10 protein-coding genes and 3 pseudogenes are annotated in these 12,927 nt (G+C 35.7%); 6 read left to right on the forward strand and 7 right to left on the reverse strand.

Annotated features, from left to right (window positions below; translation table 11 throughout):
• Nucleotides 1–20: 20 nt before the first annotated feature.
• A pseudogene (locus tag AAGD51_RS04640) lies at nucleotides 21–842 on the reverse strand (IS5 family transposase).
• Between the two features lie 144 nt (nucleotides 843–986).
• Between AAGD51_RS04640 and AAGD51_RS04645 the strand changes: the two are divergent.
• From AAGD51_RS04645 to AAGD51_RS04655, 3 genes and pseudogenes are all read left to right on the forward strand, one after another.
• A protein-coding gene (locus AAGD51_RS04645; RefSeq protein ID WP_236514338.1) for an IS630 family transposase occupies nucleotides 987–1,998 on the forward strand; the annotation gives its coding sequence in 2 pieces (ribosomal slippage) (nucleotides 987–1,448 and nucleotides 1,450–1,998; 1,011 coding nt in all).
• Nucleotides 1,999–2,007: 9 nt separating this feature from the next.
• A pseudogene (locus tag AAGD51_RS04650) lies at nucleotides 2,008–2,500 on the forward strand (transposase); the annotation flags it as partial.
• Nucleotides 2,501–2,838: 338 nt separating this feature from the next.
• Nucleotides 2,839–3,000, forward strand: a pseudogene (locus AAGD51_RS04655) (transposase); the annotation flags it as partial.
• Nucleotides 3,001–3,250: 250 nt separating this feature from the next.
• Here the strand turns inward: AAGD51_RS04655 and AAGD51_RS04660 are convergent.
• The 3 genes from AAGD51_RS04660 to AAGD51_RS04670 all read right to left on the reverse strand — a co-directional run bounded on the left by AAGD51_RS04660 (nucleotide 3,251) and on the right by AAGD51_RS04670 (nucleotide 5,947).
• Nucleotides 3,251–4,009: a cytochrome c1 gene (locus AAGD51_RS04660; protein WP_077188190.1), complete on the reverse strand. Its 759-nt coding sequence runs from the start codon at nucleotides 4,007–4,009 to the stop codon at nucleotides 3,251–3,253.
• A 368-nt stretch (nucleotides 4,010–4,377) separates the two neighbouring features.
• Nucleotides 4,378–5,610 carry a cytochrome b gene (locus AAGD51_RS04665; RefSeq protein WP_264337924.1) on the reverse strand — a complete coding sequence of 411 codons (1,233 nt, stop codon included), beginning with the start codon at nucleotides 5,608–5,610 and terminating at the stop codon, nucleotides 4,378–4,380.
• Between the two features lie 85 nt (nucleotides 5,611–5,695).
• On the reverse strand, nucleotides 5,696–5,947 hold the full coding sequence (locus AAGD51_RS04670) for a J domain-containing protein (protein ID WP_236514981.1): 252 nt from the start codon (nucleotides 5,945–5,947) through the stop codon (nucleotides 5,696–5,698).
• 169 nt (nucleotides 5,948–6,116) lie between these two features.
• On the opposite strand from AAGD51_RS04670, the gene AAGD51_RS04675 reads away from it, so the two are divergent.
• Complete coding sequence (locus AAGD51_RS04675) at nucleotides 6,117–6,689, forward strand: NifU family protein (protein WP_049973585.1); 573 nt, start codon at nucleotides 6,117–6,119, stop codon at nucleotides 6,687–6,689.
• Nucleotides 6,686–7,909 carry a histidine--tRNA ligase gene (gene hisS, locus AAGD51_RS04680; protein WP_077188193.1) on the forward strand — a complete coding sequence of 408 codons (1,224 nt, stop codon included), beginning with the start codon at nucleotides 6,686–6,688 and terminating at the stop codon, nucleotides 7,907–7,909. The genes AAGD51_RS04675 and hisS overlap by 4 nt, the downstream gene beginning before the upstream one ends.
• A gap of 24 nt (nucleotides 7,910–7,933) precedes the next feature.
• Here the strand turns inward: hisS and surE are convergent, their stop codons facing one another.
• Nucleotides 7,934–8,686, reverse strand: a complete 753-nt coding sequence (surE, locus tag AAGD51_RS04685; protein WP_077190543.1) for a 5'/3'-nucleotidase SurE — start codon at nucleotides 8,684–8,686, stop codon at nucleotides 7,934–7,936.
• 933 nt (nucleotides 8,687–9,619) lie between these two features.
• Here surE and AAGD51_RS04690 point away from each other — a divergent pair.
• A complete protein-coding gene (locus tag AAGD51_RS04690) occupies nucleotides 9,620–9,742 on the forward strand; it encodes a hypothetical protein (RefSeq protein WP_255703202.1) in 123 nt (40 codons plus the stop codon).
• A 200-nt stretch (nucleotides 9,743–9,942) separates the two neighbouring features.
• On the opposite strand, the gene ffh is transcribed toward AAGD51_RS04690, so the two are convergent.
• A complete protein-coding gene (gene ffh, locus AAGD51_RS04695; protein ID WP_095742798.1) occupies nucleotides 9,943–11,286 on the reverse strand; it encodes a signal recognition particle protein in 1,344 nt (447 codons plus the stop codon).
• A complete protein-coding gene (locus tag AAGD51_RS04700) occupies nucleotides 11,271–12,830 on the reverse strand; it encodes a proton-conducting transporter membrane subunit (protein WP_236514983.1) in 1,560 nt (519 codons plus the stop codon). The genes ffh and AAGD51_RS04700 overlap by 16 nt, the downstream gene beginning before the upstream one ends.
• Between the last annotated feature and the right edge of the window lie 97 nt (nucleotides 12,831–12,927).

Consider the following 12,927-nt stretch of genomic DNA (forward strand, 5'->3'; position numbering starts at 1 on the left):
TTGTCCGGAAACTAGTAAATTCAAGCATATTCCCTCTTTAACATAACCCTACTCATAGCTAGGTATATGAAATTCTCAGTGGATGTTGTGAGTAAATCATACTCCTTCGATAGCCTTCTATTCCTATTAACCCAAGCAAAAGTCCTTTCTACAACCCATCTTCTTGGCTGTACTTTAAACCCTTGTTCTCTTGTTGGTAGTAGCTCAGGTGGTGTATCTTTATGCACCCAAAACCTACATGGAGGCCTTTTGACAATTTCAATATCTATCCCATATTCTCTCTTTACGTAATCCTTTAAATCTTTTCCTTGGTATCCCATATCAGCCCACATTTTCTTAATATTGCTGTATTTTTCCTTCATATTGTCCAATGCCATCTTCACCCCATCTCTGTCATTTTCGCTTGCAGCTCCTACATAGCAACCAAGCACAAATCCTTGAGTATCTGTGATTATATGTCTTTTTCTCCCCTTTACCTTTTTCGCACCATCATAACCTTTGCCCCCCTTTTTCCGTGGTTTTTACCGATTGACTGTCCACTATGCATGCGCTCGGCTTCCCATTTTTGACCTACTATATTTAGTGATATCATAGTTCATTTTCTCAAAAATTCCCTGCTTCTTCCATTGCCTGAACTGCTCATACACAGTCTTCCATAGCGGAAAATCATTTGGTAAATACCGCCATTGACACCCTGTACGCAATACATAGAAAATTGCTTCTAATATTTCTCTTTTGCTATACTTTGGCGGCCTTCCTCCTTTCTTGTATGATACTCTGAAGTGTTTTTCTATTCTTGCCCATTCCCTTTCGCTTAGATCTGTTGGATACTTTTTTCTCATCTTTACCCCGTACTAAAATTTCAGATATTATAGCCTTTTACTTGTTTCCGGACAACCTCTGATACCAATTCCCATTACAGGGCAAACAGATGGACAATGATGGAAGAAAAGCCATACTGAAGTAAGTAAAATAGCGAGGTTTAAATGGCATTAAGATCAAAATTATTGGATGAAAAAGTAGTAGAATCAGCAAAAGAAATGCTGAAGAAAGTAAGGAATAATGCATATGTTTCAAAAAAACTAAATGCTGTAATTGCAGCAAAAAAGTACAGTATAACGGCTGTAGCAAAAATATATTGCATTTCAAGAAGCGCACTAACTTCGTGGGTAAAACTCTTGAAAATTGGCAGAGAAGAAAAACTGTTTGCTCCTTCACAACGTCGTAGAAAAACTAAATTAAATCAGGCTCAACTACAGCAAATTGAAGAGTGGATAGAAGAAAATCCTAATATCACCATTAAAGAAATGAGAATAAGAATCCAGGAAAAGTTCGGATTAAATATCAGCAAATCTACAGTACACCGCCATATGCAAAAGATGAAATTCTCATATATTACACCAAGACCAGTTCATAATGGACAAGATAAAAGCAAACAAGAGGAATTCAAAAAAAAATCTCAATGGAGCTATTAGCAAGTATCCAGAAAAAGAGCTATTTTTCTTTGATGAATCATGGTTTGGCACACATTCAAAAGTTGGACATGGGTGGTTTAAAAAGGGGATTAGAACACAGGTTAAAACAAAATTAGGTAGGCAAAATTTCTATCTCTATAGTGCAGTTAATCCTAGAAATCGAGAGAGTTCTAGCTTATTTGCACCAAATGTCAACACTGATTGCATGAACATATTTCTTGAGCAAATTTCGCAATATCTAGAAACACGAGAGGCTTTTCTCGTTATGGACTGTGCTAGTTGGCATAGGTCAAAAAATTTAAAGGTACCTAAAAATATCGACATTATATACCTACCTCCATACTCACCTGAGCTAAATCCTGTTGAGAGGCTTTGGTTATATATAAAACAGAACATTTTGCGCAATAAAATATACGATACAATTGCTCTACTTGAGGGTGCTTTGTGCAAATTTATTACTTCTCTTGCCAGCTCCACAATTAAACAACTCTGCAATGTTTCCTATTTGACTGGACAACAATGAGAATTGGTATTACCACACGATTTTCCGCCGTGGAAGGCTGTGCATGAACAGTTTAGAAGATGGAAAAAGCAGGGAATTTTTGAGAAAATGAACTATGATATCACTAAATATAGTAGGTCAAAAATGGGAAGCCGAGCGCATGCATAGTGGACAGTCAATCGGTAAAAACCACGGAAAAAGGGGGGGCAAAGGTTATGATGGTGCGAAAAAGGTAAAGGGGAGAAAAAGACATATAATCACAGATACTCAAGGATTTGTGCTTGGTTGCTATGTAGGAGCTGCAAGCGAAAATGACAGAGATGGGGTGAAGATGGCATTGGACAATATGAAGGAAAAATACAGCAATATTAAGAAAATGTGGGCTGATATGGGATACCAAGGAAAAGATTTAAAGGATTACGTAAAGAGAGAATATGGGATAGATATTGAAATTGTCAAAAGGCCTCCATGTAGGTTTTGGGTGCATAAAGATACACCACTAGAACTATTGCCACAACGGGATGGCTTTGTTGCATCGCTACTTATGAAAGGCTAACTATAGTTAGGATTATAAGCAACCTATTGAAAATCTTGTTTTTTTGCAATCAATCTGATCAAATTTAAGAATAGTAATTTGTTATTTATATTAATAAATTTAATTCTATTGAAAATAGCTAAAGCATTGAAATTCTTGAATTTTAGCCAGATTAGTGAGTGGTAGTGAAATTTCTTTTACTCAAATTTAGGTATTCACTGACCGTTCTTGTTATAAATACCAGAATAATAAGCTACTGATATTCGCTATCTTTTTTATCTTTAATCCATCATAGCTAGCGATGCAACAAAGCCCAACGGGATCCTGGATTTTCAGTACAGCCGAGAAGGTGGGTGGTAGAGAGGACTTTTGCTTGGATCAATAGAAATAGAAGGCTATCAAAGGAGTACGATTTACTTACAACATCTACTGAAAGTTTCATATATCTGGCTATGAGTAAAGTTATGTTAAGTAGGGAATATGCTTGATTTACTGGTTTGTGGACAACCTCTAAATCGTGAAAAAGAACTGCTCATTAAGTGCTATTTGCTTAATAAATTTACTGACATTGGTATGGCTAAATTCGAAATGGCTACATGAATTTATCGTAAATTATTACCGTATAAGGTACGATGCGACAAAGCTATCCCAGTGTCAGCTACTCGGATGACACTGTCATAAAGGAACCAGTGTTAGCTACTTGGATGACAACCATTGTGCTTGAGGCAAAATTGACTATCACTTCTTTTTATAGAGCTTGCTCCAAACTTTGTTGTTAGTTAATACAAAAAACACTGTTAAAATTATAAAATACGCCACTACTTTTAATCCAAGTTTATGCCGGCGCTCTAATTCTGGCTCTGCTGCCCATTGTAAAAAATTTATCACATCATACGCCATATTTTCAACTGTGGCTTGCCTTGCACCATCATATTCCACCATTCCTTCAGAAAGTGGTGGCGCCATAGCTAATCTGCCTGTTGGAAAATACGAATTAAAATATAAATCATTTTCATCGTGTTCGCCGTTTTGATAGCCTGTTAACAATGAATAGACATAATTTGCACCATCATGCCTTGCTTTAATAATTAATGATAAGTCTGGTGGGACTGCACCATTGTTGCTTGCTGCAGCTGCTTCTTTTGTATCAAAAGGTGCAATAAAATAATCCGAAGGTATTCCAGGTCTATCGAACATTTCACCCAAATCATTTGGGCCATCTTTAACTTGATAAGAAGCTGCAATCTGTTTTACATCTTCTTCAGAAAAACCAACATCTTGCAAATTACGAAATGCTACCCTATTCATTGAATGACAAGCAGCACAGACTTCTTTATACACTTTATAGCCACGCTGAATTGACTCTCTATCGAAAGATCCGACAATTCCATCAAATTTCCAGTCTATTTTCTTATTTGGTGATGATTTAAATTCTTCTGCAGATATAAGACTAGATAGAAATAACATGCAGAAGATTGCAAATACATTAGATCCCATGCATAACCACTGTTTTAGTAAATTTCGAATTGATGTCATGCAAGTAGCTGACACTGGAATCCAGCTTATTTCATCACTGACATTATGGTTATCGTGCACTCCTAGAATCTGTTGTCCATTGCATGATTTGTAAGTATTTTTATACCTGGATCCTAGTGTCAAGCACTGGGATGACAACGGAAGATAGTGGAATGACACTGTGTGTTGTATACAACGTTCATACAATTGTGTACATGATGCTGGAATCCATTTATTTTTTTTCTGGATCCCAGTGTCAAGCACTGGGATGACAAAAGAGGGCTCTGGGATGACAGAAGAGAGTTCTGGGATGACAGAGAATTTTGTAAGAGATCTGCTTTGAATTGACATCACCTCATCTCCGGCACAGAATCACTTAAGGTTTTTGGTGGTTCTTTTGGCTTTTCATACTTACTAAGCAGTGGTAAAACTATCACAAAGTATGCAAAGTAATAAAGAGTAGATAGCCTACTCATAGTGATGTAAGGCTCTTTTACCTCTTGTCCTCCAAGCCAGGCAAGAAGTACAAAATTTATTGCAAAAACCCAAAAAAATTTCTTAAACACCGGGCGATAAGCACCACTTTTAACTTTTGATTTATCAAGCCAAGGTAACAAAAACCACACTAAAATAGACGCAAACATGGTAAGCACACCAGTAAGTTTATCTGGAATTGAACGTAGCATTGCATAAAAAGGTAAAAAATACCACTCTGGCACTATGTGTACCGGAGTTACCATAGAGTCAGCTTCTATATAATTGTCTGGATGCCCAAGATAATTGGGAGCATAGAAAACAAATGCGAACAAAACTACAAAAAACAGACCAAAAGTTATGCAATCCTTGACTATATAATAAGGATAGAGAGGGATGGTATCCTTATCTGATTTTACCTCCACTCCACTTGGGTTACCAGAGCCAAACCTATGCAGAGCTATCACATGAAGCATAGCTAAAGCAATAATAACAAAAGGCAGAAGATAATGCAGAGCGAAAAAACGGTTAAGTGTTGGGTTATCCACTGAAAAACCACCCCATAACCATATAACTATTTTATTGCCAATTAAAGGTATAGCAGAAAATAAGTTGGTTATAACTGTTGCACCCCAGAAACTCATTTGTCCCCAAGGCAATACATATCCCATAAAGGCAGTTGCCATCATTGCAAAAAATATAAATATTCCAATAAACCACACCATCTCTCTCGGTCTTTTATAAGATCCGTAATATAATCCACGCATTATATGAACATAGACTACCATAAAGAAGAGCGATGCTCCAACAGCGTGAGTGTAGCGTATTAACCACCCGTAATTCACATCCCGCATTATGCGCTCTACACTATTAAACGCATAATCAACATGCGGAGTGTAGTGCATAGCAAGAAATATACCTGTTATTATTTGTAAAATTAGCGCTATACCAGCCAAAGAGCCAAAGTTCCAAGCATAATTTAAGTTTTTTGGTACTTGATAAGAAGCGGTGTGTTTTAGAAAAGAAAATATAGGCAGTCTATATTCTATCCACCCTAATATGCCTTTTTCTTCTTCTATCGTTGTTTTTTTTTTAGTATCATCTTGCATAACTTAAAGCTTTCTCTACCTTTAACTCGTTTTATTGTAGCAGCTTATCCTTTATGCACAAATAAAAACTTTAAAGCAATATTAATTACCTCTTCAGCAACCTATCACGTGCCGCGTTTAACTTTTGTGCAAAATATTCCGAGCCTCCCTTATCTGGATGAACTAACTTCATTAAATTTTGATATGCTTTATTGATTTCATTTTGACTTGCCTCAGGATTCAGCCCCAGTATCTTTAATGCTTCATCTTTGGATATGTTGTCACCAGTGTAATTTTCAGTATAACTTCTACTGCTATTAAATTCGTTCAAAAACTTACTCAATATAGAGTTCATCATGAAACTTATGTTATTTTTTTTTGTCAGGAAAAGAAAAAATACAACAACGCTAGGCAAGACAAATGTAATTACTATGAATACTAAAAAAAGAAAAAAGATGAATGACATGTATATTTTTTTATCATTTTATGATTAAATAGTAACAATTATAATTGTCATGGTAAATAACATGTTCATCCAGATTGAAGAAACACCAAACCCAAATACGCTAAAATTCCTTCCTGGATTTGCAATTCTAAACGAAGGAGAAACGGCTGATTTTTCAAATGCAGATGAAATAAAAAACTCCAAGTTAGCAGCAAATCTTTTTCAAATAGAACATGTGGTAAGAGTGTTTTTTGGTCATGATTTTATTTCAGTAACAAAATTGGGTGGAATTAATTGGGATACACTAAAAGTAGAAATTTTAACTACAATCATGGATCACTTTACTTCAGGTGGAAAAGCGCTAGATAAAGAAGGAGTGAATGATAATAATATATCAGATGAGGAATTTTTCGATGAAAATGATATAGAAATTGTAAATAGAATAAAAGAATTGATGGAAAGTTATATCAAACCTGCAGTTGCTCAAGACGGTGGTGATATCAAATTCCGTGGCTATAAAGATGGAATAGTTTATGTTGAGCTGCAAGGAGCCTGCTCTGGATGCCCAAGTGCTGCAATTACCCTCAAGCAAGGAGTGCAGAATATGCTGAGCTACCACATACCAGAGGTTGCGGGTATAGAGACCACACTATGACTAATCAAACGGTTAGAGGAACAAAAGATCTCCTGTTTGATGAATGGTACAAGTTTAAATACATTCAGCAAACAGCAAATAGAATCTCAAGTCTATACGGCTTTTTGCCCGCCCAAACTCCAATATTTGAATACACGGAGGTTTTTACAAAAACCTTAGGTGATAGCTCAGATATCATCACTAAAGAGATGTATAGCTTCAATGATAAAGGGGGAAAGAGCATAACTTTACGTCCTGAGTTCACTGCAGCGATTGTTAGGCTACTCATTGAAAAAAAACTGCAAACACCGATAAAATTATTCTCAACAGGACCTGCATTTCGCTATGAAAGGCCGCAAAAGGGAAGACAAAGGCAATTTCATCAGATAAATTTTGAGGTTTTTGGCATAGAAGATCCAAAAGCTGATATTGAATTGATATCACTCGTTCAGCACTTACTAACTGAATTTGGCATCAATAAAAATGTAAAGCTGGAAATCAACTCTTTAGGTGATGGTGAAACAATAACTAAGTATAGAGAAGCTTTGATCTTATACTTTACAAAGTATCAAAATGATCTATCAGAAGATAGCAAAAATAGGTTGATCAAAAACCCACTCAGAATACTGGATTCCAAGGATGAGAAAGATAAATCAATAATTTCTGATGCGCCTAAAATCAGCAATTATTATACGAAAGGGTCCTCAGATTTCTTTGAACAAATACTAAATGGATTAACAATTCTTGATATACCTTATACCGTAAACAATAAACTAGTTCGAGGTTTGGATTATTATTGCCACACAGTGTTTGAGTTTGTTACAGAGGATTTAGGCGCACAAGGGGCAGTTTTTGCCGGTGGAAGATACGATAATTTAGTATCTTCAGTGGGTGGAAAACACACTTCAGCAATAGGATTTGCAGGAGGTATTGAACGCATAATGGAGTTAATCAATTATTCTCCGAAAGAAGAGCGACCTATTTACCTAATTCCAATCGGTAGAGAGGCTGAAGAATATGCCCTAACACTTGCAAATGAATTGCGCAGAAATGATTTGTATGTGATCTATGAATATAGCGGAGCGCTTAAAACCCGAATGAAAAAAGCAAATCAAGCAAATGCTAAAGTTGCTTTAATTTTTGGCGATGAAGAATTGAGTAGTAAAACTTTAAAGATTAAAAACATGGATACAGGTGAAGAAAAAATAATTGCTCGCGATAACACAATAGAAAACATCTAATTAGGAGCAATGCAAATGTTTTTCTCAGTCAGCTATAGAAGAAAATTCGTCTGCACAAGAATTTTTCATAGCATTCAATGTATCATAATCTGTAAAATCTAATTTTACTGGTGTGATAGTAATAAATCCTTCTTTTATTTTATTTACACTACCACTGCCTGAGTGCTCTCGAGACCAATTTAAGCTAAAAGAGCCATTCGAATTTTCAGTAAAAATTAAATCCCCATCAATGTTATATTCACCTTGTTCAGCAAATTCTACTCCTTTTACTTTTTCTGTAGCAGGAAAATTTACACTCATCACTATGTTTTTAGGCCAACCAACCTTAACGAGCTTGGCAATAACCTTTGGTGCAAAAACCTTTGTATTGTGCCAGTCTATTTTATCATGATAAACTTGGCTCAGTGCAATAGAAGGTATAGACCTTGCAGCACCTTCCATTACAGCACCAATTGTTCCTGAATAACAAATATCGTCCCCGACATTTGATCCAATATTTACTCCGGACAATATTAAGTCTGGTTTTTTATTCATAACTTTATTTAGCGCAATAATGACACAGTCTGCAGGAGTACCAGACACACTAAATTCCCTTTCACTATGTTGTTTTATTCCAATAGATTGTTTCACTGGATAATCAAGAGATCTTGCAGCTCCGCTTCTATCAGTATCTGGTGCCACTATCCATATTTCTGACGCAAAATTCCGTGCAACCTCTTTGAGTAATTTTATTCCTTCACTTCCAAAGCCATCATCGTTTGTTATCAATATTATCATATACAATACTCAGCTATACAGCTCCAAATTATGTAAATCACTGGCTGTAAATAAACTCATGAGGCTTTAAGTTTCTTTGCATAACTACGAACTGTAACAAAGAACCTGCTGTAAATCAATAGATTTCTTGCACAGGCCATAACTGTCATTACAATAGAAACGAAAAAACCTACTTGACAAACTCCGCCAGCCCCCTTATCATGAAACTGAAGCTATTTATTTATCTTCGCAATCTGTGCAAGTTAATGACAAAAAACTTAGGGTATTTGGCGTCTCATGTTTAATTTTTCGCACTACGTGCATCGCATGTCTTTAAAAATTTTTAGGTTTTTACCTATATAAGCCGAAACGCGCTTACAAAGCGTTTAAGACAGCAAAAAACGTCAAATTGACAAGGGAGAATTTGAATGCTAGCTACTACGGGGTTTCTTTGCCTTTTTTCCTGCTTAGTAAATTTCTTAAACACTTGCGGTGTAGGTTAGTTGCAAGTTAAAAGCAGCTAAATCGCTCTTAATCAAGCGTTTTAGAATAAAAAAAACGCCGATATTTTAGTACATAGTAAATAGCCAACCACCACGGGGCTTCTTTTGCCTTTTTTTTCGTTTGGTAAATTTCTTAATATTTGTAGCTAAACGACAACCGTCATCCCGCTGCTTGTTAGCGGGATCTAGAGATACCGCGAATGAATCGCGGTATGACGTAGGACTGCTGTCATTCCAGTCTGGAATCCAAAAAAAAGGATGATGTCATCCCAGTGCCCTGACTACTTGGATCCAGTTTTCTTTACAAATTCACAAAAAGTGCTTCATTCTATAACGCAAAACCCATACTCACCAAACCCAATGCATTACTTGCAATTAAGTTTCCTGGATCCAAGTAGTCAAGCTACTCGGATGACACCCTTTTGGATGGAGACCAGTGTCAGCTACTTTCATGACACCATTCTTTTTTCTGGATCCAAGTAGTCAAGCTACTCGGATGACACCTCTGGGCGCTGGGATGACAGGAGAAGGAGGCTACTTTCATGACACCATTCTTTTTTCTGGATCCAAGTAGTCAAGCTACTCGGATGACACCCCACTGGTGGCCCACACTACAATGTTCGTACAGTTATGAAATGAATCGCGGTATGACGTGTTGCTTGGGTCAGCTATAGTATTTCTTAAAATTAATAATAAATTTCTTGGCTAGCAAGAAGCTGTAAATTTTTTTGCGAGACCTAAGCCGGCTTTTGATATAGCTAAAGGTAAGGTCACTTACTTTCTGCTTAGCATATCCATCAAATCAGATTCTTTGAGTTTACTATGGTCAACTTTACTGAACTTATTTACCATAGAGCTCATTTGATTATACTGCTTAATTAGAAGATTAATGTCAGTTACAGTTGTTCCGGACCCCTTAGAAATTCTAAGTCTTCTTTTGCCATTTAAAATATCTGGATTTTGCCTTTCTTTTTCAGTCATTGAGTTTATGATGGCTATATATTTTTTCACTTTATTGTCATCTGGCACACTGCTACTTAGCTTTTTTGTAAATGAACTAGGAATGAATTTCATTATGTTGCTAATGCCATCCATTTTACTCAGAGTTTTTAACATTCCCACTAGGTCGTTTAGGTCGAATTTACCTTTTTTCACTTTCTTTTGTAACTTATCAATTTCTTCCTGACCAACAATCTCAGCAGCTTTTTCAACCAATGATACAACATCACCCATGCTAAGTATCCTTTTTGCAATTCTATCGGGATAAAAATCATCGAGGTCACTTAATTTTTCACCACAAGCAATAAATTTAATTGGACAATCGGCGATCATTTTCATAGAAAGAGCAGCACCACCACGTGCATCACCATCAACACGGGTGAGAATAATGCCGGTTACACCTATTACCTCATTGAATGATTTGGCAATGTTGACCGCATCCTGGCCTATCATTGCGTCGGCTACTAAAATAACTTCTGCAGGTGAAGCTATTTCCTTTACGGCTTTCAACTCATTCATCATATTATTGTCAATATGAAGCCTGCCTGCAGTGTCTAGTATTAATACATCATAATTATCGTTCTTTGCTATTGCTATTGCCCTTTTTGTAATTGTAATGGGCTTCTCATCTATTACTACAGGTAAAGTTTGCACATCTATTTGTTTACCTAGCACTTCAAGTTGTTTCTGGGCAGCAGGCCTATAAATGTCTAAAGAGGCAAGCATCACTTTTTTCTTTTGCTTTTTTAGTTTTAAAGCAAGCTTTCCTGAGGTAGTTGTTTTACCTGCACCTTGTAAGCCCACCATCATAATCACAGCAGGGGGTTTAACTGCTAGATTTAAGTCACTTTTCTCTGATCCGAGAACTGCAACTAAATTATCCTGTACAATTTTAATTATCATTTGTGCTGGAGAAACACTTTTTATGACTTTTTCCCCAATCACTTTATCTTTAATGTCGTTGATGAATTTTTTTGCAACTTCAAGTGAAACGTCAGCTTCAATTAAGGCTATGCGTATTTCACGCATGGCAAGATTAAAATCATCTTCAGAAATGATTGACTTTCCTCTCAGTTTACTAAATACAGAATTTAAACTTTCAGTTAACGATTTAAACATAATAGCATTAGTAGAATACTCATTAAAAAGAGAGAAGAAGCTGAAACAAAACTCACTGAGTTATAACCCAGCACTTCTTTAAGTTTAGTAATATTATTAAAGTATAAACCAGTAAGTGGATTAGTCAAGTTTTGCACTACGCTGGCAAACATTTCTCTAGTTTTAGAGACTAACTGATTGAACAGCAAGATAATATAGGGTATGAAAGCTCTAAAAATCCAATCAACATCCATTTTAAAATTTACTCTCGGGTAAAATAACTTGCGTAAAGGAATAAACAATAAAGTGGTACATAGTAATAAATTAAATTGCGACCAAATATTTTTTGTGTTGTACGCAAGATTAAAAATTGAAGGCTTATTGTAAATAGGTAAGTAAGGATTGCCAGCGATTACGCATATAAATGCTAAAATAATCATAGTCATTTTGCCTCCTCTCTCTGCTAAAGGTTTTGACTTACTTTTTGCAATAAATAAGTAATAAAGAAACTTTAGCCCCACGCTTAAATGAAGCAGCAAATTTAGAAGCTTATATAAATTTTTATACCCTTTTAAGGCAACAGTGTTCATTTCAATTTCAGCTGTGATATATGATTTACTGATAAATCCAACGGTTCCAGGAAATGCAGCCATTGTAAGTATTGCGATTATAGCACACATGCCTTCCACTGACATCAGTTTACCCACTCCATTAAAACTAATTGTTTTTGTTTGTGAAATAATCGAATTACTGACCACAAACAATAATGATTGATAAACAAGAGAGAAGATTATATGCAGTATCAAAATTGGTATTGCTTTTTCCGAAGGACTGAGCAAACTTCCTGCAATAATCAGCAAGCCCATTTGTCCTACAACGTTATAGCATAAAAATCTGCGAATATTTTGCTCAAGAGAAGCAAATATAATGCTGTAAATTGCAGTGATGGTGCCTACAAGCGCTAATATTTCAGTACAATCTTGCCATAGGTTATAAGTGTGTAAAAGCATCACTAAAAAAGAGACTTTAGTGGTAAATAAAGAGAGATATGTGGTGCCATGTAGCGATGCAGCAGGATATGCATCAACAACCCAAAACGAAAAAGGAAAACAAGCGCAGTTTATCAATAAACCCAAAATTATCAGGTTAGTGCTTTGAAGTGCCAATCCTGCTATTAATATAACTCCAACGAAAAAGTGTACACAAGCGTACCTTATTGCAGGTCCACTATCTCTACAGCTAGCTGCGATAATAAAAAATGCACTGATGGTCATTAATTCACAGAATATTATAACCAATATCATATGTTCAGATAAAACTGCATAAAGTGAACTAATAGTGTAAGCAGCAAAAGATAGCATCTCTGAAAAAGTCAAATTTTGTGCTGGTAGAACAGCTAAAAATGCAACTGATAAAAAAGATATTAGTATGGTACGAAAAGATAAATCAAAATCTAGAATTGGGAGAGACCAATTTACTGCAATGCTCAAATTTTCAGGTAATTTTAGGACTATAACTATTAATACAGTCAGTAGAAGTAACAGTGACGATTTATAAAGTTGCACAATAATTAAAACCAATATGGTTTATGCTATCTCAATATATGAATAAAATCAATTTGCATATTAACCACTAATTAAACTAATTATCATATAATTATAT

The organism is Wolbachia endosymbiont (group A) of Volucella bombylans (assembly GCF_964026965.1).
In the GTDB taxonomy this organism is placed as follows: domain Bacteria; phylum Pseudomonadota; class Alphaproteobacteria; order Rickettsiales; family Anaplasmataceae; genus Wolbachia; species Wolbachia pipientis.